We start from the raw sequence: 23,924 nt of genomic DNA, 5'->3' as shown, positions 1-23,924 counted from the left end.
ACTACTTTGACATTGATATGTTCAATTCATTTCGTTCATAATAGGAGTAATTGATTATTTCACACATTAAGAGAGGAGCTCGTAATCGAATGGGACAAGAGAAACATGTCTTTACCATAGATTGGGCCGGCAGACAGCTTACAGTAGAAGCCGGCCAGCTTGCCAAACAGGCAAACGGCGCTGTCATGGTCCGCTACGGCGATACTGCAGTGCTCAGCACAGCAACCGCATCAAAAGAACCGAAACCGCTAGATTTTTTCCCGCTTACCGTTAACTATGAAGAAAGATTATACGCAGTAGGTAAAATTCCGGGCGGTTTTATTAAAAGAGAAGGCCGTCCAAGTGAAAAGGCCGTTTTAGCCAGCCGTCTGATCGACCGTCCGATCCGCCCGCTTTTCGCAGACGGATTCCGTAACGAAGTACAGGTCATCAGCATTGTCATGAGTGTTGATCAGGACTGCTCATCTGAAATGGCTGCAATGTTCGGTTCATCACTCGCTCTTTGCGTTTCCGATATCCCGTTTGAAGGCCCGATCGCGGGTGTGACGGTAGGCCGCATTGACGGGAAATTCGTCATCAATCCGACGGTTGACCAGCTTGAAAAAAGTGATATCAACCTCATCGTTGCAGGCACAAAAGATGCCATCAACATGGTGGAAGCCGGAGCGGATGAAGTTCCTGAAGAAATCATGCTTGAGGCGATTATGTTCGGTCACGAAGAAATCAAGCGCCTGATCGCATTCCAAGAAGAAATCGTCGCAGCAGTCGGCAAAGAGAAAACAGAGATCGAACTGTATGAAATTGACGAAGAGCTCAGCGCAAAAGTAAAAAGCCTTGCGGAGCCGGATCTTCTCAGCGCCATTCAGGTTCACGAAAAACATGCTCGCGAAGACGCGATCAATGAAGTGAAAAATGCAGTTGTCGCGAAATTCGAAGAAGAAGAGCATGATGAAGATACAATTAAAAAAGTGAAACAGACACTGTCTAAACTCGTGAAAAACGAAGTGCGCCGTTTGATCACAGAAGAAAAAGTCCGTCCGGACGGCCGCGGCGTTGATCAAATCCGCCCGCTTTCTTCAGAAGTCGGTCTTCTGCCGAGAACGCACGGATCCGGGCTGTTTACGAGAGGACAGACGCAGGCGCTCAGCGTTTGTACATTAGGCGCCCTTGGAGACGTTCAGATTCTTGACGGTTTAGGCGTGGAAGAGTCAAAACGCTTTATGCATCATTATAACTTCCCGCAGTTCAGCGTAGGGGAGACAGGCCCGATGCGCGGACCGGGACGCCGTGAGATCGGTCACGGTGCTCTTGGAGAGCGTGCGCTTGAGCCGGTCATTCCGAATGAAAAAGACTTCCCGTATACGGTCCGCCTCGTATCTGAAGTGCTTGAATCAAACGGTTCCACTTCACAGGCCAGCATCTGCGCAAGTACGCTTGCCATGATGGACGCAGGTGTTCCGATTAAAGCCCCTGTTGCAGGTATCGCGATGGGACTTGTGAAATCAGGCGAGTACTATACAGTATTGACGGATATTCAAGGGATGGAAGACGCCCTCGGTGACATGGACTTTAAAGTAGCCGGCACGGAAAAAGGCGTGACAGCGCTGCAAATGGACATTAAAATTGAAGGCCTTTCAAGAGAAATTCTTGAAGAAGCGCTTCAGCAGGCGAAAAAAGGAAGAATGGAAATCTTGGACAGCATGCTCAGCACGCTTGGTGAATCAAGAAAAGAACTTTCTCAATATGCGCCGAAAATTTTAACGATGACCATTAATCCGGATAAAATCCGTGACGTTATCGGACCGAGCGGTAAACAAATCAACAAAATCATTGAAGATACCGGTGTTAAAATTGACATTGAACAAGACGGCACCATCTTTATTTCTTCTACTGATGAAAGCAGCAACCAAAAAGCGAAAAAAATCATCGAAGATCTTGTCAGAGAAGTCGAAGTCGGCCAGCTTTACCTCGGTAAAGTGAAACGGATTGAGAAATTCGGCGCTTTCGTTGAAATCTTCAGCGGAAAAGACGGTCTCGTTCACATCTCTGAACTAGCGCTCGAACGGGTCGGCAAGGTTGAGGATGTTGTGAAAATCGGTGACGAAATCCTTGTGAAGGTAACTGAAATTGACAAACAGGGACGAGTAAATCTGTCGCGTAAAGCAGTGCTGCGCGAAGAGAAAGAAAAAGAACAGGAACAACAACAATCTTAAATGAAAACCTAACAAGGAGCCTGGGAGACCCGGCTTCTTTATTTTGAGAAAGACAACAGACGGGTTCTACCTTGTCCTCCTCATACATAATGTGTGATGAGGGGGGAAGGACATGTTGAAAAAATTCGTGCCGTTTGCCGTTTTTTTATTTCTTTTTTTTGTTTCGTTTGAAATGTTAAAAAACCCGTATACAGTTGATTACATAGACGCAATGAAAAAAGACGCGGTAACTGTGTCAGCATCAAAAGATCCGCTCTATGAAGAATTACTGCAAAAAGCGTCAGAGTATGAAGTGAAGCCGCAAGACGCGCGGATTGATAAAATATGGAAGAGTATACCGGGATATAACGGTTTAAAAGTCAATGTGGAAAAATCCTATAAACAAATGAAAAAGGACGGAGAATTTCACGAAGACGACCTTGTCTATGAGCAGGTAAAGCCGAAAGTCCATCTTGATTCTCTCGCGCCCGAACCCATTTATAAAGGAAATCCCGACAAACCGATGGTCGCTTTCCTGATAAATGTCGCCTGGGGAAATGAATACGTGGAGCAAATGCTGCCTATTCTGAAGCAGCACCAGGTCAAAGCAACTTTCTTTCTTGAAGGGAAATGGCTGAAAAACAATCAGGAACTGGGGAAAAAAATAGCGGCAGACGGACATGAAATCGGAAATCATTCATACAATCACCCTGATATGAGCAAACTGACTTCAGGAAGCATTTCCGAACAGCTTGACAAAACCAATGCACAAATCAGCGAGACGCTCGGCATGAAGCCGAAATGGTTTGCGCCGCCAAGCGGCAGCTTCAGAAAAGCCGTGGTCGACCTTGCGGCGGAAAAAGGAATGGGCACCATCATGTGGACCGTTGACACCATTGACTGGCAAAAACCGTCTCCCGCTGTTTTACAAACAAGGGTGTTGAGCAAAATACATAACGGAGCCATGATTTTAATGCATCCGACTGATCCGACTGCGAAAAGCCTGGATACACTGATTGCAAAAATCAAAGAAAAAGGCTACGCGCTCGGCTCAGTGTCTGACTTAATGGATGAAAACAGGCTGATGAAGTAGCAGGCGGCAGTTGCCTGTCTTTGAATAGGAGGAACAGACTTGATAAAACGCTATACATGCCAAAACGGTGTAAGAGTTGTGCTTGAAAATAATCCAACGGTGCGGTCTGTGGCAATCGGCGTCTGGATCGGGACGGGATCACGTCATGAAACGCCGGAGACAAACGGTATTTCGCACTTTCTTGAGCATATGTTTTTTAAAGGAACAAATACCAGGTCCGCACGTGAAATCGCAGAATCCTTCGATCGGATAGGCGGCCAAGTGAATGCCTTCACTTCAAAAGAATATACGTGCTATTACGCCAAAGTGCTGGATGAGCATGCAAACTACGCACTTGATGTGCTGGCTGATATGTTCTTTCATTCTGCTTTTGACGAAGATGAGCTCAAAAAAGAAAAGAACGTCGTATATGAAGAAATCAAAATGTATGAAGATGCGCCGGATGACATTGTCCACGATCTGCTGAGCAAAGCGACATACGGCAATCATTCGCTCGGATACCCGATTCTCGGGACGGAGGAAACGCTTTCGTCGTTTAACGGCGATTCTCTCAGACAGCATATGGATGACTTTTACACGCCGGACCGCGTCGTCATTTCTGTCGCCGGAAATGTAACGGAACAATTCATTAAAGACGTGGAGAAATGGTTCGGTACATACGAAGCGAAGGGCAAAGCAAGCGGCATCAGCGAGCCTGAGTTTCATTATGAAAAGCTGACCAGAAAAAAAGACACCGAACAGGCGCATCTCTGTCTCGGTTTCAAAGGCCTGAAAGTCGGAGATCCGGACATTTACGATTTGATCGTCTTAAACAACGTGCTTGGCGGAAGCATGAGCAGCCGTCTTTTCCAGGATGTGCGCGAAGATAAAGGACTGGCCTATTCTGTATACAGCTATCACAGTTCCTATGAAGACAGCGGTATGCTGACGATTTACGGAGGCACCGGCGCGAATCAGCTCGGACTTCTGTCTGAAACCATTCAGGAAACGTTATCGGTTCTAAAACGTGACGGTATCACTCCAAAAGAGCTGGAAAACAGCAAAGAGCAAATGAAGGGGAGCTTAATGCTCAGCTTAGAAAGCACAAACAGCAAAATGAGCCGGAACGGGAAAAACGAACTCCTGCTCGGAAAGCATAAGACCATGGATGAAATTATCGCTGAATTAAATGCGGTCAGCCTGGAAAGCGTCAACGGCCTCAGCCGCCGCTTATTTACGGATGATTACGCACTATCGCTCATCAGCCCGACCGGCAATATACCGGCCTCGTCTTAAGCTGCAAAGCAGTCTGCCTCTATACGGGGCAGGCATTTTTTTTTGCTCCGGGTCATATAGTACAAGGGGGTGGCTATCATGAGGCTCAGTGAACTGTCAGGTAAAGAAATTGTGGACATTAAACGGGCAGAGCGGCTCGGCGTGCTCGGCCAGACCGATTTGGAAATTAATGAACAGGACGGACAAATTACCGCGCTGTTGATACCGACGGTAAAATGGTTCGGATTGCGAAAACAAGGCCACGACATCCGCGTCCCCTGGAACCATATCCAAAAAATCGGGTCAGACATGATCATTTTAGACGTTCCGGGGGAGATCACGCCTCCCGAAGAGTAGATCTTATTCATTTTTTGCAAGCACCGGCTCATACAGCCGGTGCTTTTTTTATGAAAAAGACGCTGTACATTCACCGCCCTTTCTCTTTGCACATACGATGAAGAGGAGGATGACACTTAAAAGATCCAGTAACTGTAAAGAAGGTGAACGTTTCAGATGTTAACCGGATTAACAATTGCGATCATTGGTGGTGACGCAAGACAGCTTGAGATTATAAGAAAGCTGACAGAACAGCATGCCGATATTTATCTTGCAGGGTTTGACCAATTGGATGATGGTTTTACAGGAACCGTCAAATGCAAAATTGATGAGATTCCCTTTCAAAAAATAGACAGTATCATCCTGCCTGTATCGGCAACGACCGGAGAAGGCGTTGTTTCCACGGTTTTTTCAAATGAAGAAGTGGTATTAAAGCAGAGCTATCTTGAGCGGACACCGGAGCATTGCGTCATTTATTCAGGCATCTCCAACGCGTATCTTGAGGGGATCGCCAGCGAAGCCGGCCGTAAGCTTGTGAAATTATTTGAGCGGGACGACATCGCGATATTCAACTCGATTCCCACTGTTGAAGGAACAATCATGATGGCGATTCAGCATACGGATTATACCATTCACGGATCAAATGTCGCCGTTCTCGGCATGGGGCGCACCGGTATGACGATCGCCCGGACGTTTGCAGCGTTAGGGGCGAAAGTAAAAGTGGGCGCGCGGAGTTCGGCTCATTTAGCCCGTATATCGGAAATGGGGCTTTCTCCTTTTCAACTTGAAGAGCTTACTGAACATGTAAATGATATTGATATCTGCATTAACACCGTACCGAGCTTGATTCTGAATCAAAGCGTTTTATCGCGCATGACGCCGAAGACCTTGATTTTGGATTTAGCATCCCGTCCGGGCGGAACGGATTTCAAATATGCTGAAAAACAAGGCATTAAAGCGCTGCTTGCTCCGGGTCTTCCGGGAATTGTGGCCCCGAAAACAGCCGGACAGATTATTGCGAACGTATTGAGCAAGCTTTTGGCAGACTTAAAGAAAGAGGGGAAATAGCCATGTCTCTGAAAGGGAAAAGAATCGGATTCGGATTAACCGGCTCGCATTGCACATATGAGGAAGTTTTTCCGCAAATAGAGGCGCTTATCAGTCAAGGAGCTGAAGTCCGGCCGGTCGTGACGTCAACCGTTCAATCGACCGATACCCGCTTTGGGGAGGGGGGAGATTGGGTCAGAAAAATTGAAGAAGCAACAGGCTTTGAGGCGATTGATTCCATCGTAAAAGCGGAGCCTCTCGGGCCGAAACTTCCGCTCGACTGCATGGTCATCGCCCCTTTAACCGGAAATTCAATGAGCAAACTCGCAAATGCGATGACTGACAGCCCCGTCCTTATGGCTGCGAAAGCCACGATCCGCAACGGCCGGCCGGTCGTGCTCGGAATTTCAACAAATGACGGACTCGGTTTAAACGGAACGAATTTAATGAGGCTGATGTCCGCAAAAAACATATATTTCATCCCGTTCGGCCAGGATGACCACGTGAAAAAACCGACATCGCTCGTCGCCAGAATGGATCTCCTTCCGATTACGGTAGAAAAAGCTCTTTTGCACCAGCAGGTTCAGCCGGTGCTCGTACACCATCATGAATAAAAAATCATGATGACAGAAAATCATTCCGGAATAAAAAAATTCGGTCAATCCGTGACTATTCTATGGTAAAATAAAACGTAAAATGCAAAGTCAATTCAACAAATGATGCTTAATTGGCGGAAGGAGTTTTACAGATGGGAAGAGGATTACACGTAGCAGTTGTCGGAGCGACGGGAGCCGTAGGACAGCAAATGCTGAAAACACTGGAAGACAGAAACTTTGAAATCGAAACACTCACACTACTATCCTCAAAGCGTTCTGCTGGTACGAAAGTAACGTTTAAAGGCGAAGAATATACAGTGCAGGAAGCTGTTCCTGAAAGCTTCGAAGGCGTTCATATCGCGTTATTCAGCGCTGGCGGAAGCGTATCACAAAGCTTGGCGCCTGAGGCTGTAAAACGGGGAGCCATCGTGATTGACAATACGAGCGCATTCCGTATGGACGAAAATACACCGCTCGTGGTGCCTGAGGTGAACGAAGGTGATCTGCACAAACATAACGGCATTATCGCCAACCCTAACTGTTCAACGATTCAGATGGTGGCTGCGCTTGAACCGATCCGCAAAGCGTACGGTTTGAAAAAAGTCATTGTATCTACTTACCAAGCTGTGTCCGGAGCCGGCAATGAAGCGGCGAAAGAATTGTACAGCCAGACAAAGGCGATTTTAAACAATGAACCCGCAGAACCGTCCATTATGCCGGTTAAAGGCGACAAAAAGCATTATCAAATCGCATTTAACGCCATTCCGCAAATTGATAAATTCCAAGACAACGGCTATACGTTTGAGGAAATGAAAATGATTAATGAAACGAAAAAAATCATGCATATGCCGAAGCTGGAAGTGGCTGCGACATGTGTCAGACTGCCGATTGAAACAGGGCACTCAGAATCTGTTTACATTGAGCTTGACCGTGATGACGCAACCGTTGAAGATATTAAACAGCTTTTAAAAGAAGCTCCGGGTGTTACGCTTCAGGATGATCCGGCGGAGCAGCTTTACCCGATGCCTGCTGATTGCGTCGGCAAACGCGATGTATTTGTAGGAAGAATCCGGAAAGATTTGGACAGAGCAAACGGTTTTCATTTGTGGGTTGTTTCTGATAACCTGTTAAAAGGCGCCGCTTGGAACTCAGTTCAAATCGCGGAAAGCCTGCAAAAACTGAACCTCGTATAAAACAAACGTATTTTCTATAGGCGAACAGAAGAGAGTAAGGCTCTGCCTGCTCTCTTCTGTTACGTCAGACTAATTTGGAGTGAAAATAGTGAAGATCATAGTTCAAAAATTCGGCGGAACATCCGTAAAAGATGACAAAGGCCGCAAGCTTGCGCTAGCACACATTAAAGATGCCATAAGTGAAGGTTATAAGGTTGTCGTTGTCGTATCGGCGATGGGAAGAAAAGGAGACCCGTACGCGACAGATTCTTTAATCGGGCTCCTTTACGGCAGCCAGTCCGACATTTCTCCGAGAGAGCAGGATATGCTTCTGTCTTGCGGAGAAACGATTTCGTCCGTTGTTTTTTCCAGCATGCTGAAGGAAAACGGCATAAAAGCCGCAGCTTTAACAGGAGCCCAGGCCGGCTTTTTAACCAATGCCCAGCATACTGACGCCAAAATTATAGAAATGAAAACAGAGCGGCTTTTCGCTGCACTCGCCAGCCATGATGCCGTCGTTGTCGCAGGGTTTCAGGGAGCGACTGAAAAAGGCGACACGACGACGATCGGCAGAGGAGGAAGCGATACATCAGCGGCGGCGCTCGGCGCGGCGGTTGATGCTGAGTTTATCGACATTTTTACGGACGTGGAAGGCGTTATGACAGCCGATCCGAGAATCGTGGAAAATGCTAAGCCGCTTCCGAATGTAACATATACGGAAATCTGCAACCTTGCTTATCAAGGCGCGAAAGTCATTCATCCGCGCGCGGTGGAAATCGCCATGCAGGCAAAGGTGCCGATCCGCGTGCGCTCCACTTATTCAAAAGACAAAGGCACTTTGGTGACGTCCCATCATTCGTCCAACGTCGGCAGCGATGTATTCGAACGGCTGATCACAGGGATCGCACATGTGAAAGATGTGACGCAATTTAAGGTTCCCGCCAAAATGGGGCAATACAACGTTCAGACTGAAGTCTTTAAAGCAATGGCAAATGCCGGAATCAGTGTAGATTTCTTTAACATTACGCCGAGTGAAATCGTATATACCGTAGCCGGCAGTAAAACGGAAGCCGCGCGCAGCATTTTGGCTGAATTAGGATATGAACCGACAGTGACGGAAAGCTGTGCGAAAGTGTCAGCGGTCGGCGCCGGAATAATGGGTGTTCCGGGTGTCACGTCAAAAATCGTCTCCGCACTTTCTGATAAAGGCATTCCGATTCTGCAATCTGCCGACAGCCATACGACGATCTGGGTGCTCGTTCATGAAAAAGATATGGTAACGGCCGTAAATGCGCTGCATGAAGTGTTTGAACTTTCAAAGTAAATGTGATTGAATCATGATGAGGTGAAAAAAATGAATGTCGGAAATATATCTACAGCGATGATTACCCCCTTTGACAGTAAAGGGAATGTAGACTTTCAAAAACTGTCTACATTAATCGACTATTTGTTGAAAAACGGCACGGATTCTTTAGTCGTCGCAGGCACGACCGGCGAATCTCCGACACTTTCAACGGAAGAAAAAATTGCACTCTTTGAATTTACAGTCAAAGAAGTGAACGGACGCGTGCCTGTTATTGCGGGTACGGGAAGCAACAATACGAAAGACTCCATTAAACTGACAAAAAAAGCTGAAGAAGCCGGCGTCGATTGCGTTATGCTTGTCACGCCGTATTATAATAAGCCTTCCCAAGAGGGGATGTACCGTCATTTTAAAGCCATAGCTGAAGAAACGTCTCTTCCTGTGATGCTTTACAACGTGCCGGGCAGAACGGTCGCTTCGCTTGCGCCGGAAACGGCCATCAGACTTGCGGAGATTCCGAATATCTCTGCGATTAAAGAAGCGAGCGGCGATCTTGATGCCATTACGAAAATCATTGCCGAAACACCGGAAGATTTTTACGTCTATTCAGGTGATGACGGGTTAACGCTTCCTATTCTTGCAGTCGGCGGAAGAGGAGTCGTGTCAGTGGCCAGCCATATCGTGGGTTCTGACATGCAGCAGATGATTAAAAACTATACGAACGGGCAGACGGCAACCGCGGCACTGATTCATCAGAAGCTTCTGCCGATCATGAAGGAGCTCTTTAAAGCGCCTAATCCGGCTCCGGTCAAAACGGCGCTGCAGCTGAAAGGCCTTGATGTCGGATCTGTGCGTCTTCCTCTTATCCCGCTGAATGAAGATGAACGTCTGAGCCTGAGCAGCGTCATCAGCGAACTGTAAGAAAAAATTTATACAGTTGAAATACGCGGTCATTCTCATTTTTATCGTGAGTTTGACCGTTTTGTATACATATTGGTTTTCCCTAAACCTTCCGCTTCTTCTTGTTTTCTAAAATTGATATCAGTTATAATAGGAACAAGTGATGATGGACGGGTATGAGACTAGGAGGATACAGATTTTGAAAAAGAAAAATACAGAAAACGTCAGAATTATCGCCCTTGGCGGCGTCGGAGAAATTGGGAAGAACCTATATGTCATTGAAATTGACTCAGACATATTTGTAGTGGATGCAGGGCTGATGCACCCTGAAAATGAAATGCTCGGTATTGATGTTGTCATTCCGGATATTTCCTACTTAGTAGAACGGGCTGACCGCGTGAAGGCCATCTTTCTGACACACGGGCACGATGAAAACATCGGGGGCGTCTTTTATTTATTGAACAAGCTGTCGGTGCCGGTATACGGAACGAAGCTTACGCTTGCATTACTGAGAGAAAAACTCAAGCAGTACGGGCATAATCGAAAAGCTGATTTACGTGAAGTTCACTCTAAATCAGTCATTACATTTGAATCAACGAAAGTATCGTTCTTTAAAACGATTCACAGTATTCCGGATTCAGTGGGAGTCAGCTTCAAAACATCACTTGGCTCTATTGTATGCACGGGAGACTTCAAATTTGACCAGACGCCTGCATATCACCAATCATGTGATATTGGCGAAATTGCCAAAATCGGAAACAGCGGCGTGCTCGCCCTGCTTTCTGACAGCGCCAATGCGGAGCGCCCGGGGTATACTCCGTCAGAAGCATATGTAAGCGGTGAAATTTCCGATGCGATGAACAATTCAGAAAACCGTGTCATCATTGCTGTATTCGCGTCTAATATCAACCGGATCCAGCAAGTGATACAGGCTGCCGTCCAGAACGGCCGCAAACTTGCAATCGCCGGAAAAAATCTGCAAAACGTGCTTCAGCTTGGGCGCAAACTCGGCTATATTGAAGCCGAAGATGAAATGTTTATTCCTGTGCAGGATGTGAAAAAATATCCGAAGCGGGACGTGGCAATTGTTACAGCCGGAAGCCATGGTGAGCCGCTGGCCGCTCTTACGCGGATGGCCAAGCAGGCGCACAAGCAGCTTAACATTGAAGAAGGAGACACCGTTGTCATTGCATCAACACCGATTCCGGGGCATGAATTGATATATTCCAAAACCGTCAACCTGCTTGCCCGCGCCGGCGCTCAAGTCATTTTCGCCCAAAAACGAGTGCATGTGTCCGGTCACGGTTCGCAGGAAGAATTGAAACTCATGCTTAATTTGCTGAAACCGAAATATTTAATTCCGGTTAACGGTGAATTCAGAATGCAAAAAGCGCATTCCAAAATCGCAGAAGAGATCGGCATGAAACGCAGCGACATTTTCTTGATTGAAAAAGGTGACGTCGTTGAATTCCGCGGCCAGAATGTGAAAATCGGGGATAAAGTCACATACGGAAACGTTCTGATTGACGGCCTCGGAGTCGGCGACATCGGCAACATCGTGCTGAGAGACCGCCGCTTATTGTCACAAGACGGCATTCTCATCGTCGTGATTTCACTCGATAAGCAGAAGAAGAACCTTGTTTCAGGCCCTGAGATCATTACGCGCGGTTTCGTGTATGTCAGAGAATCAGAGGGGTTAATTGTACAAGCTACTGAGCTCGTCCGCTCTATCGTGACTGAAGCGACGGAAACATCTGCCGTAGAATGGTCCACGCTGAAACAAGCAATGCGTGATGCGCTGAATCAATTCCTTTATGAAAAAACAAAACGCAAGCCGATGATCATTCCGATCATTATGGAAGTATAATGTATACAAAGCCGGAGCGCATCATGCTCCGGCTTTGTTTTTGTTCATGTCCCGGATGGAAATCATCATCTTTGTTCATAATACAAAGAGACATTCGGAAAGGGTGAAAGATAAAATGGATCATCGTATGGAAAACACCGAGGAACAGCAGCCCGAAAAATCAGATGCGAAAGACAGCATTATGAGCAAAATTCAGCAGCTGGGAGAGACATCTCTGCCGCAAATGTCCCAAGATACCAATATTCACTGCCTGACGATCATCGGCCAAATTGAGGGGCACGTCCAGCTCCCGCCGCAAAATAAAACAACCAAATATGAACATGTCATTCCGCAAATCGTCGCCATTGAGCAAAATCCGAAAATCGAAGGACTTCTGATCATCTTAAACACCGTCGGAGGCGATGTGGAAGCGGGGCTTGCGATTGCGGAAATGCTCGCATCCTTATCAAAACCGACCGTCTCAATCGTACTCGGCGGGGGCCACTCCATAGGTGTGCCGATCGCCGTGTCATGTGATCATAGTTTTATCGCGGAGACAGCGACAATGACCATTCACCCCGTTCGGCTTACAGGTCTGGTTATCGGTGTTCCGCAAACGTTTGAATACCTGGATAAAATGCAGGAGCGGGTTGTCAACTTTGTGACCCATCATTCAAATATTTCCGAAGAAAAATTCAAAGAGCTGATGTTTTCAAAAGGAAACTTAACCAGGGACATCGGAACGAACGTAGTCGGCAAAGATGCGGCTGATTACGGACTAATTGATGACGTGGGCGGCGTCGGACAGGCGATAAAAAAGCTGAATCAGCTGATTGAGGAACGAAAGGGCGAGGAAGGAAGGATGATTCAATGATCCTTTATACCGTCATGCCCCAAGAAGTCGTTTACGGTCAGGATATAGAGCAAAGCGTGCATGAACAGGTAGATTACGCCGGTGTGCCGCTGCTGGTTGAGATGAAGGGAAATGAAGCTGAAGTCGTACAGATTTTAAGTACGAACCCGATGGATTTTCTGAATCCGGACATCGCTCCGGGACAAAAAATCAAGCTGAAAATCTAACCGGCATTCAGTCCGCTTCTCGGGGGCAAAATATGCTATAATAGGGGAATCCTACAGAAAAATGCAGCCGGCAAAAGGCTGCTTTTCTTCATGATGTATGATTTTACATTTTTTAACGCAGTAAGGTGATGAGTGTGGCAAAGAAAAAACGGAAATCTAAAAAGAAACAAGAGAGTAAGCTCAATCTAAAATACGAACTAAGCGGACTGCTCTGTGTTGCAATCTCGATTATTGCTGTTTTGCAGCTCGGCGTTGTGGGACAGACATTTGTGTACTTGTTCCGTTTTTTTGCCGGAGAGTGGTTTATTTTATGCTTAATTGCGCTCTTCCTTCTCGGAATTTCGCTGTTTTGGAAAAAGAAGAGTCCAAGCCTTTTAACGAGAAGAAAGGCAGGGTTGTACTGTATTATCGCCAGTATTTTGCTGCTGTCTCACGTGCAGCTCTTTAAAAATCTGTCTCATCACGGGTCGATTCGGTCGGCAAGTGTCATCGGCAACACGTGGGAGCTGTTTATGATTGACATGAAACAGCAGGCTGCTTCCCCTGATTTGGGCGGCGGCATGATCGGCGCGGTACTGTTTGCAGCTTCCCACTTTTTATTTGCATCAACGGGTTCACAGATCATGGCGATCGTGCTGATCTTAATGGGGCTGATTCTTGTAACGGGGCGTTCACTGCAGGAAACGCTCAAAAAGTGGACGAGCCCCGTCGGCCGGTTTATCCGCGGCCAATGGCAGGCATTTCTTGAGGATATGAAGACGGTCAGAACGAATATGTCTTCGCCGAAAACAAAAACCAAATCGGGCAAAAAACAAAAACGGGTTCAAAAGAAAAAAGAAATGCCTGAGCCCGAAGAAGAGGATGAGGAAATCATTTCGCCGATCATCCATTCAGAGCCGATTATTTCAAGCTTTTCAGACCGTCAGGAAGAACGCGTCGAACCGCTGATTCCGGAAAAAACGCAGGAGACGGCGCAAGCGGCAAAAGATGAGCCTTCCGGCGGCGCTCAAGACAGTGACGAAACGGCTGCGGCTCCGCCGATGACGTTTACAGAGCTTGAAAATAAAGATTATCAAATGCCTTCATTGGACATCTTGGCTGACCCGAAACATACCGGCCAGCAGACCGATAAGAAAAACATTTACGAGAATGCAAGAAAACTCGAACGGACTTTTCAAAGCTTCGGGGTAAAAGCGAAAGTGACCCAAGTTCATCTCGGCCCGGCGGTCACAAAATATGAGGTGTATCCGGACGTCGGGGTCAAAGTCAGTAAAATCGTGAATCTGAGCGATGACCTTGCGCTCGCGCTTGCCGCCAAGGATATCCGGATAGAAGCGCCGATTCCGGGTAAATCAGCAATCGGCATCGAGGTGCCCAATGCTGAAGTTGCGATGGTTTCGTTAAAAGAAGTGCTTGAATCCAAGCTCAATGACAAGCCGGACGCGAAGCTTCTGATCGGCTTGGGACGAAATATTTCCGGGGAAGCCGTGCTTGCCGAACTGAACAAAATGCCCCACCTGCTTGTAGCGGGGGCAACGGGAAGCGGAAAAAGCGTCTGTGTCAACGGTATTATTACGAGCATTCTGATGAGGGCCAAACCGCATGAAGTGAAGATGATGATGATTGATCCGAAAATGGTTGAGCTGAATGTGTATAACGGCATTCCTCATCTGCTTGCGCCGGTCGTGACAGATCCGAAAAAGGCCTCGCAGGCTTTGAAAAAGGTCGTCAATGAGATGGAGCGCCGCTATGAGCTGTTCTCCCATACGGGTACGAGAAATATAGAAGGCTATAACGACCATATTAAGCGGTCAAATGCCGAAGAAGAAGTCAAGCAGCCCGAGCTGCCGTACATCGTCGTCATCGTTGACGAGCTTGCCGATCTGATGATGGTTGCTTCTTCCGACGTGGAAGATTCAATTACGAGACTTTCACAGATGGCGCGGGCGGCGGGAATTCATTTGATTATCGCGACTCAGCGGCCTTCAGTCGACGTTATTACCGGTGTTATTAAAGCCAACATTCCGTCAAGAATTGCCTTCAGTGTCTCATCTCAGACTGATTCACGGACAATTTTAGACATGGGCGGCGCTGAAAAGCTTCTGGGGCGCGGAGACATGCTGTTTCTGCCTGTAGGCGCGAATAAGCCTGTCCGGGTCCAGGGAGCATTTTTATCGGATGAAGAGGTTGAGCATGTCGTCGATCATGTGATTACGCAGCAAAAAGCGCAGTATCAAGAAGAGATGATTCCGGAAGAAGTGTCGGAAACACACAGTGAAGTAACGGATGATCTCTATGACGAAGCGGTCGATTTGATTATCGGCATGCAGACGGCATCAGTCTCCATGCTTCAAAGGCGGTTCAGAATCGGATATACGAGAGCAGCCCGTCTGATTGACGCAATGGAGGAACGGGGCGTCGTCGGGCCGTATGAAGGAAGCAAACCGAGGGAAGTACTATTATCTAAGGAACAATATGATGAGCTCTCTTCTTAAAAAGGAGAGAGTTTTCACTGAAAATGATATCACCAAAATCATTCCTATTTATTTTTTTATTAAAACATGATATAGTTGTCCCAATTGTTCAATAATTTATGAAAGTGGTTTACGGAGGGGAAACATGTCTACAAAAGCTGACAATCGTCACTTGTACCTAAAAGTGATTGAGCGAATCAAAGAGGATATACAAAACGGAATTTACACCGAAAAGGAAAAGCTTCCTTCTGAATTTGAGCTTTCAAAATCTATGGGTGTCAGCCGGGCAACTCTGCGTGAAGCTTTGCGTATCCTTGAAGAGGAGCATGTGATTATCAGAAGGCACGGTGTGGGCACTTTCGTCCATACAAAACCGCTGTTTCTTTCAGGTATTGAACAGCTCAACAGCGTGACGAAAATGATTCAGCAGGCGAACATGGTGCCGGGTACGATTTTTTTGTCGTCTCAGGTCATCACGCCGTCTGATGAAGATATCGCTAGATTCCGGCTTGAGCCTGAGCAGGAGCTTTTTTATTTGGAACGCGTGAGAACGGCAAGCGGCACTCCGGTCGTTTACTGTTTAGATACGATTCCGATGCACATTCTGCCGAATTCTTTCTGTCATGAACAGGAATCTATTTTTGATCTTTTGGAAAAAAACTCCGGGTCTGTGATCAGCTATGCCGTTGCTGATATCGAACCGATCGGATATCACGATACGATTTCACCGGTTTTGGAGTGCGAGCCGGAGACGGCGCTTTTATTGCTGAAGCAAACCCACTATAATCAGAATGATGAACCTGTGCTGTATTCATTAAATTATTTCCGGGCTGATAAGTTCAGTTTTCATGTTGTAAGAAAACGTTTTTAAGACAGACGCGTCATGTGTCTGTTTTTTTATTTGCCGCTTCAATACATACTTTGTTTTCCGCAAGGCACAATAAAACAGGAAACAACCAAGTATAGTGAATGGGTGAATAAGTTGAGTAAGAAGAAAAATGGAACAAAAAATATCATTGCTCTGGCTTCTGTACCGCTCGTGATGACACTCGGGAATTCCATGCTGATTCCTGTGCTTCCGATGATTGAAAAGAAGCTGTCCATATCGTCTTTTCAAGTATCGTTAATTATAACGGTCTATTCGATTGTGGCGATTATTTGTATTCCGATTGCCGGATATTTGTCCGATAAATTCGGAAGAAAAAAGGTTCTTCTGCCTTGTCTTCTCATAGCCGGTGCGGGCGGAGCGCTTGCCGCGATAGCTTCCACCGCGTTCAAGCATCCTTATCCCATTATCTTGGCGGGGCGGGTGCTGCAGGGAATCGGTTCGGCAGGGGCGGCTCCTGTAGTGATGCCGTTTATCGGTGATTTATTCAAAGGGGATGATGAGCGGATTACCGCGGGGCTCGGCGACATTGAGACATCAAACACGGCCGGGAAAGTATTAAGCCCGATTCTCGGGTCGCTCTTGGCTGCATGGTTTTGGTTTATGCCGTTTTGGTTCATTCCGTTTTTTTCGCTCATCAGTTTTTTTCTCGTATTGTTTTTGGTGGCAAAGCCGGAGAAACAAAAAGAAGCGCCTTCTATTTCCGAATTTGTGAAAAATGTCGGCCGCATATTTAAGCGTGACGGACGCTGGCTCTTTACGGTATTTATCATCGGCTGCGTGATTATGTTTTTGCTGTTCGGGGTTCTTTTTTATTTATCAGACTCACTGGAGAAGAAATACGGAATTGACGGTGTGGCTAAAGGAGCGCTTTTGGCAATCCCGCTTTTATTTCTATCCGTCAGTTCATATATATCAGGCAGAAAAATCGGGAAAGACCAAGGCAAAATGAAGTTCTGCATCGTTTTCGGAATGAGTGCCGTGACACTGTCGTTTATCGGCCTATGGTGGAATCACAGTTTTTATTTATTATTTATCTTTTTGTGTGTCAGCGGTATCGGTATCGGAATAGCATTACCGGCATTAGACGCTGTCATCACAGAAGGCGTAGACAACGAGGAATCGGGAACCATCACCTCATTTTATAACAGCATGCGGTTTATCGGAGTAGCGGCGGGACCGCCGATCTTTGCTGCCCTGATGTCAAATGCAGGCTGGCTGATTTTTATTTTATCCGCTTTTTGCGGCATTGTGTCTGTATTTTTAGCGCTGTTAAATATCTCATCACAAGCAAAAGAAAAAAAGGAATCATTAAAGACGGTGTAATCTGCACTGTCTTTTTTTATTTTATTTTGAAGATTGACATGATATCGTCAAGTCGTTATCCTTTTTAATAGTTAAACATTTTAACTATTGGAAGGAGGGGGAAAAGATGCATGAAGAAAAAGTAAAGCAGCTGATTCAGCGTTATTCCGATGTATACCTGCACGTCTTAAAAAAAATTGACAGCATTATCGCTGAAAAAGTGAACAAAGAGCTGACATTGGATCAATATTACATACTCCGCTATATTATGCTCAATCCGGATTGCAAATCAATTGAACTGGCCGCGGTGTGCCACGTCAACAAAAGCGCCATTACATCGATGACGAACCGCCTGTATGAAAAAGGCTACATCAATAGAGAACGCAGCCAAAGCGACCGCCGGAGCATACTTTTAAATGTCACGGAAAAGGGGACGGAAGTATTTCACCGTGTGGAGCGGCGGATTGAGGAACTCGTCCGTTCATATATTATGTATTTTGATGAAGACGAGGCGGAGATGTTCGTTAATACATATGAAAAATTATATCGATTGATGATGACAGAGGAGGATCAGCAGACATAATGAAAAACATTATCCGAGCCCGCTGGATCATCGCCGCGGTATGGATCGCCGCAACGGTGATATTTATGCTTACAGCGCCTGATATGGCTGAATTGACACGGGAGAAAGGGCAGATTTCCGTACCGGACGGATATTCCTCTTCTTATGCCCATGAATTGCTTGATGAAATGTCTGATTCAGATGCACCGTCTTCTTCTGCCGTCATCGTATTTCACGAAAAAGGCTTAATGACAGACAAAAAAGATCGTCTGGAAGAAGCCGTCAGCACTTTGTCTGAACAGAAAAAAGCGCTTCAGATTAAAACGGTGACTTCATACTTCGGGGAGAAAAATGACGACATCAAAAAACAGCTGCTGTCAAAAGACAGACAAACGATGCTCGTTCAGCTGCAGCTTGATACATCCAAAAACGATATCCTCGAAATCAAAAATAAAATTGATAAAGAGCTGAAACCGTACGGCGTATCATACGGCATTACAGGCCAGTCGCTGATCGATGAAGATGTGTTAAAAAGCTCACAGGACGGATTGAAAAAGACTGAATATATAACGGTCGCTTTTATCCTGATCGTGCTGATCCTTGTATTCCGGTCAGTGGTCGCTCCGTTTGTGCCGCTTTTATCTGTATTGATATCTTATTTAGTCAGCCAGTCGATTGTCGCATTTTTAGTCGACCAGCTGAATTTTCCGCTCTCAACTTTTACGCAGATTTTCATGGTTGCGATTATGTTCGGAATCGGCACAGACTACTGCATTCTGCTTCTCAGCAGATTTAAAGAAGAACTGTCGCATGGCGCTGATATAAGAGAGGCGATCGTCGTCACCTACAAAACGGCCGGAAAGACGGTTTTGTACAGCGGCGGTGCGGTGCTGATCGGATTTGCCTGCATCGGGTTTGCGACATTTAAGCTGTATCAGTCGGCAGCCGCCGTTGCGGTCGGTGTCGCGGTGCTGCTGCTTGCGCTCATGACGATCGTGCCGTTTTTTATGGCTGTTTTAGGAAAAAGACTGTTTTGGCCCGTTAAGGGTGATATTTCCCATCCTCAAAGCAAAGCTTGGGAAACGGCAGGGCGGTTTTCATTTAAAAGGCCGCTCATCAGTCTTGCAATCGTTGCGGTATTCACCGTCCCGCCGATCCTTCTTTACAAAGGATCGCTATCTTACAACAGCCTTGACGAAATCGGGGATAAATATGAATCCGTCCGCGCGTTTAATACGATTTCAGACGCATTCGGCCCGGGGGAGCTTCTTCCGGCCACAGTCGTCATCAAAAATGATGAGCCTTTAAATACCGAAAAACACCTGATTGATATCGAAAAAATCAGCAGAGAACTTGAAAAAACAGAGGGTGTAAAAACGGTCAGAAGCGCCACGCGCCCTGCCGGAAACGGATTGAATCAATTATTTGTCACAAATCAGGCAAAGCAGCTTCAAGAAGGGCTTGATAAAGGCAATACAGGACTTGAAAAAATCACGGACGGATTAGGGCATGCCGCAAAGTCGTTAGCTGATTCACAGCCGCAGATCGAAGAGTCGGGGAAAAGCGTCAATCAGCTTATTAACGGAACATTGTCTCTGAAATCCGGGCTTTCTGATATAGGCGAAAACCTGAATAAACTGCAGGCTGGCGTGAATGAGAATAAAGCCGGCGTCGCCCAGATGAGAAAGCAGATTGAAGAGCAAAAACAAATGCTGACTTCACAGCTCAAACAAAACAGCGGTCTCGCTTCAGAAACGCAAAACGCTTTAAAATTGGTAAAAACCGTCCTGCCGATGAAAGATGAAGCCAGCAGACAGCTTGCCGATTTGAACAAGCAGCTTGCCCGGCTGCCGTTTGCAAAATTGGAAGCGTCAATACCGTCAGTCAAAACCGATCCCTCTTACAAAGAAATCAAATCGGCCTTTACGGGTGTACAGTCAGCCGTTTCCAAGGCAAACGCGGATGCAGAAGCGTTTTCTAAACAGGTCGACAGTCAAAAGGATCATCTGCAGCAAGCGGAAAAACAATTTGCCCGGCTGGCAGCCGCTCAAAAAAAGATCGACACTCAAATTAACGCAATGATCAACGGTCTGACCAGTATTGAAAACGGTCTGCAGCAAGTGTCAGACGGACAGGGGGCTCTTGCAGGACAAATGCCGCGCCTTGAATCGGCGGCAGGACAGCTCGCGGAGGGCCAGAAAAAAATGAAGAGCGGTCTCGGTGATTTTTCTTCCCGGCTCAGCGATCTTTCTTCAGGCCTTAACGATAGTGTAAAAGGGCTTAAGAAAGTATCAAGCGGCATGATGGGGGCGAATGATTACCTGGGTGAGCTTCACAAGGCCTCAGATAAAGAAATGACAGGCTGGTTTGTGCCGAAAGACGCGTTGACAAACAGTGATTTCACAAGCGTGTTTAATACGTACATGTCAGATGACAGAAAAACGACAGAATTGACCGTCGTTCTTGATAACAATCCTTACTCAAATACGGCCATTCAAGATATTCAAGCGATCAAAGCGAGCGTAAAAAGAGCCATTCCGAACACGGATCTGAAGAATGCCTCTTTCGGCGTTTCGGGAGTCTCCAGCATGAATGCCGATCTGAAAGAAGTATCGGATTCAGACTTCAAACGGACGGCAATGTTTATGCTGGCGGGAATTTTTCTGATTCTCATCATAATGCTGCGCTCTCTCATTATGCCTGTTTATTTAGTGGCGTCGCTCGTACTGACGTATTTCGCATCCATCGGCGTGACGGAATACATCTTTACACACTTCTTCGGGTATCCGGGCGTAAACTGGGCCGTGCCGTTCTTCGGCTTTGTCATTTTGATGGCTCTTGGTGTGGATTATTCCATCTTTTTAATGGACCGCTTTAATGAGCTGAAAAAAGAAGGAACGGAACCCGCAATGATCAGCAGTATGAAAAATATGGGTTCCGTCATCATTTCTGCGGCGATTATTTTAGCGGGAACCTTTGCGGCCATGCTGCCGTCAGGCGTTCTTTCCTTATTACAGATTGCAACCGTGGTATTAACAGGCCTTCTCATGTACGCAATTGTCGTCCTTCCGTTTTTTGTGCCGGTCATGGTGAAAATATTCGGAAGAGCCAACTGGTGGCCTTTCAATTTGAAAAAATAACGTTCAATGCCTCTGCCTGTTTTCGGGCAGAGGTTTTTTGTTTCCTTATAAATCCTCCAGTTGATATAATTACATCTGCGCACTCTTTTTTGCGAATCCTGAAATTTGGCCATAATACATACTATTAAAGAATGAACGAAGGAGGTTTCACATGACTTACGTAAATGAAATGAAGTCAAAGCACGGCGGGATCACCGCCCACATCGTAAAGACTGAGAAATTTAAAACCGTTTCGCTGACGTTTAAAATGCTGGCTCCTTTAACGAAAGAGCTCGTAACAAAAAGGGCGCTGTTTCCGCATGTGCTTCTGCGCGGAACAGAAAGCCGCCCGAAAACCGCTGATCTGCGTTCTTATTTTGATGAGCTGTACGGCACATCCGTTTCAGCTGATCTGACAAAAAAGGGAGAACGTCATGTCATTACGTTCAGACTTGAGATTCCTAACGAAAAGTATCTGAAGGACCGCACACCGTTATTGGAAAAAGGCCTTCAGCTTTTATCAGAGCTTGTCTTTTCGCCCGCTTTGGAAAACGGCGCCTTCCTGCCCCTTTATGTCACGCAGGAAAAACGGACGCTGAAACAGCGGATTCAAGCCGTATATGATGATAAGATGAGATATTCTAATCTGCGTCTCGTTCAGGAAATGTGCAAAAGCGAACCGTATGCCCTTCACGTCAACGGCGAGTTCGATGATGTCGAACACATTACACCGCAAGATTTGTATGAAGCCTATCAAAAAGCCATACGCGAAGATCAGCTGGACCTGTACGTCATCGGCGATGTTGATTCAGATCAGGTGAAAACGGCCGTTGATACGTATTTTAAAACGGAAGAACGGGAGCTGCAGCCTTTTGAAAGAAGCAAGACGAATGAACAGCCCGATCCGAAGGAAGTCATTGATGAAGAGGACGTCAAGCAGGGCAAGCTGAATATCGGATTCCGGACCAATACGACATATACAGATCCGGATTATCCGGCATTGCAGGTGTTTAACGGGCTGTTCGGGGGTTTCTCTCATTCAAAGCTGTTTATAAATGTCCGTGAAAAAGCAAGCCTCGCCTATTATGCAGCCTCAAGGGTGGAAAGCTTCAAAGGGCTTTTGATGGTCATGTCGGGCATTGAGGTGAAAAATTATAAGCAGGCCGTCACCATTATCGAAGAACAATTTCAGGCTATGCAAAACGGTGACTTTTCAGAGGACGATATCGCCCAAACGAAAGCCGTTATTAAAAACCAAGTGTTAGAAACGATTGATACGGCATACGGCTTAGCGGAATTTCTGTATCAGCAGGCTTCAGCCCAAGTGGAAATACCGATCGAAACTTTCCTCGACAATATCGAGAAAGTGACAAAAGAGGACATTATCAATGTCGGAAAGAACATTAAGCTGGATACGACTTATTTCTTAAAAGGGACGGGGGGAGCATCTTGACTAAACCGATAAATTTCGAACAGCTTCAGGAAACGCTGTATCATGAAAAAATGGCAAACGGCCTTGATGTCTATGTGCTGCCGAAACACGGTTTTAATAAAACATACGCCGTGTTTACGACAAAGTACGGTTCCATTGACAATCAATTCGTTCCTTTAAATAAGGAAGAAATGGTACACGTGCCTGACGGAATCGCGCATTTTCTGGAACATAAACTGTTTGAAAAAGCGGACGGCGACGTGTTTCAGGACTTCAGTAAGCAGGGGGCGTCGGCAAATGCCTTTACATCATTTACACGAACCGCTTATCTGTTCTCCAGCACTTCTAATGTAGAGAAAAACCTGGAAACACTCGTGGATTTTGTTCAGGATCCGTATTTCACGGAAAAATCAGTTGAAAAAGAAAAAGGCATCATCGGCCAGGAAATCAATATGTATGATGATAATCCGGATTGGCGGCTGTTTTTCGGCCTTATCGAAAATATGTATAAAGACCACCCTGTGAAAATTGACATTGCCGGAACGGTGGAGAGCATCTCTCATATTACGAAAGATCTGCTGTATGAGTGCTACGAAACGTTTTATCATCCGAGCAATATGCTGCTCTTTATCGTCGGCCCCGCAGATCCTGAAGCGATCATCAGCCAGGTGCGGAAAAACCAGGAGAAAAAGCCGTTTACAGACCAGCCTGAAATCAAACGTAAAGAGGTTCAGGAGCAGGAAGCGGTTTTCCGCCGGGAGCAGGAATTAAAAATGAACGTGCAAGGCTCAAAATGTCTTGTCGGTTTAAAGGCGAAAGACCCTTATAAAACGGGGCGGGAGCTGTTGAAGCACGAGCTCAGCATGAACCTCATGCTTGAATGTCTCTTCGGAAAAAGCTCACCGCATTACGGCAACTTGTACGATAAAGGCTACATTGATGAAACCTTCAGCTTTGATTACACGGCTGAATACGGATTCGGCTTTGCCTCTGTCGGAGGAGATACACCAGAGCCGGATAAGCTCGCTGACGAACTAAAACAGATGCTGCTTGATGCAGAATCAGCCGTGACTGCGGAAAAACTTGACCTTGCGAGAAAAAAGAAGATCGGGTCATTTTTAAAAGCGCTCAATTCGCCTGAATACATCGCCAACCAATTCACACGCTACGCCTTTTTAGATATGAGTCTGTTTGATGTCGTAACCGTACTGGAGCAGATCACCCTGGAAGACGTAAAGCGGGTCATTAAAGAAGAAATATCAGAAGACAGGCTGACAGTCTGCAAAGTCGTGCCAAAATCATAACAAAACATCCCTCACGCCCTGAG

General features: G+C 46.3%; 19 protein-coding genes. All 19 read left to right on the top strand.

All coding sequences use genetic code 11. The features are described from left to right. Window positions 1–89 precede the first annotated feature (89 nt). The 19 genes from pnp (at window position 90) to yfmH (ending at window position 23,901) form a co-directional block, all read left to right on the top strand. Window positions 90–2,213 carry a polyribonucleotide nucleotidyltransferase gene (pnp, locus tag C5I45_RS11160; protein ID WP_003154181.1) on the top strand — a complete coding sequence of 708 codons (2,124 nt, stop codon included), beginning with the start codon at window positions 90–92 and terminating at the stop codon, window positions 2,211–2,213. A gap of 112 nt (window positions 2,214–2,325) precedes the next feature. Next, window positions 2,326–3,285 carry a polysaccharide deacetylase family protein gene (locus tag C5I45_RS11155; RefSeq protein WP_003154180.1) on the top strand — a complete coding sequence of 320 codons (960 nt, stop codon included), beginning with the start codon at window positions 2,326–2,328 and terminating at the stop codon, window positions 3,283–3,285. A 39-nt stretch (window positions 3,286–3,324) separates the two neighbouring features. Further along, window positions 3,325–4,560 carry a M16 family metallopeptidase gene (locus C5I45_RS11150; protein ID WP_003154178.1) on the top strand — a complete coding sequence of 412 codons (1,236 nt, stop codon included), beginning with the start codon at window positions 3,325–3,327 and terminating at the stop codon, window positions 4,558–4,560. Between the two features lie 78 nt (window positions 4,561–4,638). Next, window positions 4,639–4,896: a YlmC/YmxH family sporulation protein gene (locus tag C5I45_RS11145; RefSeq protein ID WP_003154176.1), complete on the top strand. Its 258-nt coding sequence runs from the start codon at window positions 4,639–4,641 to the stop codon at window positions 4,894–4,896. Window positions 4,897–5,052: 156 nt separating this feature from the next. Next, the gene (gene dpaA, locus C5I45_RS11140) at window positions 5,053–5,943 is read left to right on the top strand and encodes a dipicolinic acid synthetase subunit A (RefSeq protein WP_025851250.1); all 891 of its coding nucleotides are present in this window, start codon (window positions 5,053–5,055) and stop codon (window positions 5,941–5,943) included. A 2-nt stretch (window positions 5,944–5,945) separates the two neighbouring features. Further along, window positions 5,946–6,536: a dipicolinate synthase subunit B gene (dpaB, locus tag C5I45_RS11135; RefSeq protein WP_007409809.1), complete on the top strand. Its 591-nt coding sequence runs from the start codon at window positions 5,946–5,948 to the stop codon at window positions 6,534–6,536. Window positions 6,537–6,670: 134 nt separating this feature from the next. Further along, window positions 6,671–7,711, top strand: a complete 1,041-nt coding sequence (asd, locus tag C5I45_RS11130) for an aspartate-semialdehyde dehydrogenase (RefSeq protein WP_003154169.1) — start codon at window positions 6,671–6,673, stop codon at window positions 7,709–7,711. Between the two features lie 88 nt (window positions 7,712–7,799). After that, the gene (gene dapG, locus C5I45_RS11125) at window positions 7,800–9,014 is read left to right on the top strand and encodes an aspartate kinase (RefSeq protein WP_025649453.1); all 1,215 of its coding nucleotides are present in this window, start codon (window positions 7,800–7,802) and stop codon (window positions 9,012–9,014) included. A 30-nt stretch (window positions 9,015–9,044) separates the two neighbouring features. Beyond that, window positions 9,045–9,914 (top strand): 4-hydroxy-tetrahydrodipicolinate synthase, encoded by an 870-nt coding sequence (gene dapA / locus C5I45_RS11120; protein ID WP_003154166.1) that lies wholly within the window; start codon window positions 9,045–9,047, stop codon window positions 9,912–9,914. A gap of 178 nt (window positions 9,915–10,092) precedes the next feature. Continuing rightward, entirely contained in the window at window positions 10,093–11,760 is a 1,668-nt protein-coding gene (gene rnjB / locus C5I45_RS11115) for a ribonuclease J2 (RefSeq protein WP_003154163.1), read from the top strand. A gap of 115 nt (window positions 11,761–11,875) precedes the next feature. Beyond that, window positions 11,876–12,613 carry a ClpP family protease gene (locus C5I45_RS11110; protein ID WP_025851243.1) on the top strand — a complete coding sequence of 246 codons (738 nt, stop codon included), beginning with the start codon at window positions 11,876–11,878 and terminating at the stop codon, window positions 12,611–12,613. After that, entirely contained in the window at window positions 12,610–12,819 is a 210-nt protein-coding gene (locus C5I45_RS11105) for a YlzJ-like family protein (RefSeq protein WP_003154161.1), read from the top strand. Before C5I45_RS11110 ends, C5I45_RS11105 begins: the two co-directional genes overlap by 4 nt. A gap of 134 nt (window positions 12,820–12,953) precedes the next feature. After that, window positions 12,954–15,314: an FtsK/SpoIIIE family DNA translocase gene (locus tag C5I45_RS11100; RefSeq protein ID WP_025649451.1), complete on the top strand. Its 2,361-nt coding sequence runs from the start codon at window positions 12,954–12,956 to the stop codon at window positions 15,312–15,314. A 124-nt stretch (window positions 15,315–15,438) separates the two neighbouring features. Further along, a complete protein-coding gene (locus C5I45_RS11095; RefSeq protein ID WP_015388224.1) occupies window positions 15,439–16,164 on the top strand; it encodes a GntR family transcriptional regulator in 726 nt (241 codons plus the stop codon). A gap of 111 nt (window positions 16,165–16,275) precedes the next feature. Continuing rightward, window positions 16,276–17,505, top strand: a complete 1,230-nt coding sequence (locus C5I45_RS11090) for a bacillibactin exporter BcbE (protein WP_003154158.1) — start codon at window positions 16,276–16,278, stop codon at window positions 17,503–17,505. Between the two features lie 106 nt (window positions 17,506–17,611). Beyond that, window positions 17,612–18,067, top strand: a complete 456-nt coding sequence (locus tag C5I45_RS11085; protein ID WP_003154157.1) for a MarR family winged helix-turn-helix transcriptional regulator — start codon at window positions 17,612–17,614, stop codon at window positions 18,065–18,067. Beyond that, complete coding sequence (locus tag C5I45_RS11080; RefSeq protein WP_044053214.1) at window positions 18,067–21,186, top strand: MMPL family transporter; 3,120 nt, start codon at window positions 18,067–18,069, stop codon at window positions 21,184–21,186. Before C5I45_RS11085 ends, C5I45_RS11080 begins: the two co-directional genes overlap by 1 nt. A 151-nt stretch (window positions 21,187–21,337) precedes the next feature. Next, the gene (gene yfmF, locus C5I45_RS11075; RefSeq protein WP_025851237.1) at window positions 21,338–22,618 is read left to right on the top strand and encodes an EF-P 5-aminopentanol modification-associated protein YfmF; all 1,281 of its coding nucleotides are present in this window, start codon (window positions 21,338–21,340) and stop codon (window positions 22,616–22,618) included. Continuing rightward, window positions 22,615–23,901, top strand: a complete 1,287-nt coding sequence (gene yfmH / locus C5I45_RS11070) for an EF-P 5-aminopentanol modification-associated protein YfmH (RefSeq protein WP_025851236.1) — start codon at window positions 22,615–22,617, stop codon at window positions 23,899–23,901. The genes yfmF and yfmH overlap by 4 nt, the downstream gene beginning before the upstream one ends. The last annotated feature ends 23 nt before the right edge of the window (window positions 23,902–23,924 follow it).

The organism is Bacillus sp. ZY-1-1, from assembly GCF_003047165.1.
Lineage (GTDB): Bacteria > Bacillota > Bacilli > Bacillales > Bacillaceae > Bacillus > Bacillus velezensis.
Note: the sequence above shows the minus strand (reverse complement) of the source record. Positions and strands in the feature narration are given on the sequence as shown.

What these genes read in the sequence shown, in the direction of transcription:
- C5I45_RS11105 (WP_003154161.1), top strand. Translation starts at nt 12,610, where the DNA reads ATGATCCTTTATACCGTCATGCCCCAAGAAGTCGTTTACGGTCAGGAT.
- C5I45_RS11145 (WP_003154176.1), top strand. Translation starts at nt 4,639, where the DNA reads ATGAGGCTCAGTGAACTGTCAGGTAAAGAAATTGTGGACATTAAACGG.
- dapA (WP_003154166.1), top strand. Translation starts at nt 9,045, where the DNA reads ATGAATGTCGGAAATATATCTACAGCGATGATTACCCCCTTTGACAGT.
- dpaB (WP_007409809.1), top strand. Translation starts at nt 5,946, where the DNA reads ATGTCTCTGAAAGGGAAAAGAATCGGATTCGGATTAACCGGCTCGCAT.
- C5I45_RS11095 (WP_015388224.1), top strand. Translation starts at nt 15,439, where the DNA reads ATGTCTACAAAAGCTGACAATCGTCACTTGTACCTAAAAGTGATTGAG.
- C5I45_RS11085 (WP_003154157.1), top strand. Translation starts at nt 17,612, where the DNA reads ATGCATGAAGAAAAAGTAAAGCAGCTGATTCAGCGTTATTCCGATGTA.
- dpaA (WP_025851250.1), top strand. Translation starts at nt 5,053, where the DNA reads ATGTTAACCGGATTAACAATTGCGATCATTGGTGGTGACGCAAGACAG.
- C5I45_RS11080 (WP_044053214.1), top strand. Translation starts at nt 18,067, where the DNA reads ATGAAAAACATTATCCGAGCCCGCTGGATCATCGCCGCGGTATGGATC.
- C5I45_RS11155 (WP_003154180.1), top strand. Translation starts at nt 2,326, where the DNA reads ATGTTGAAAAAATTCGTGCCGTTTGCCGTTTTTTTATTTCTTTTTTTT.
- asd (WP_003154169.1), top strand. Translation starts at nt 6,671, where the DNA reads ATGGGAAGAGGATTACACGTAGCAGTTGTCGGAGCGACGGGAGCCGTA.
- pnp (WP_003154181.1), top strand. Translation starts at nt 90, where the DNA reads ATGGGACAAGAGAAACATGTCTTTACCATAGATTGGGCCGGCAGACAG.
- C5I45_RS11110 (WP_025851243.1), top strand. Translation starts at nt 11,876, where the DNA reads ATGGATCATCGTATGGAAAACACCGAGGAACAGCAGCCCGAAAAATCA.
- yfmF (WP_025851237.1), top strand. Translation starts at nt 21,338, where the DNA reads ATGACTTACGTAAATGAAATGAAGTCAAAGCACGGCGGGATCACCGCC.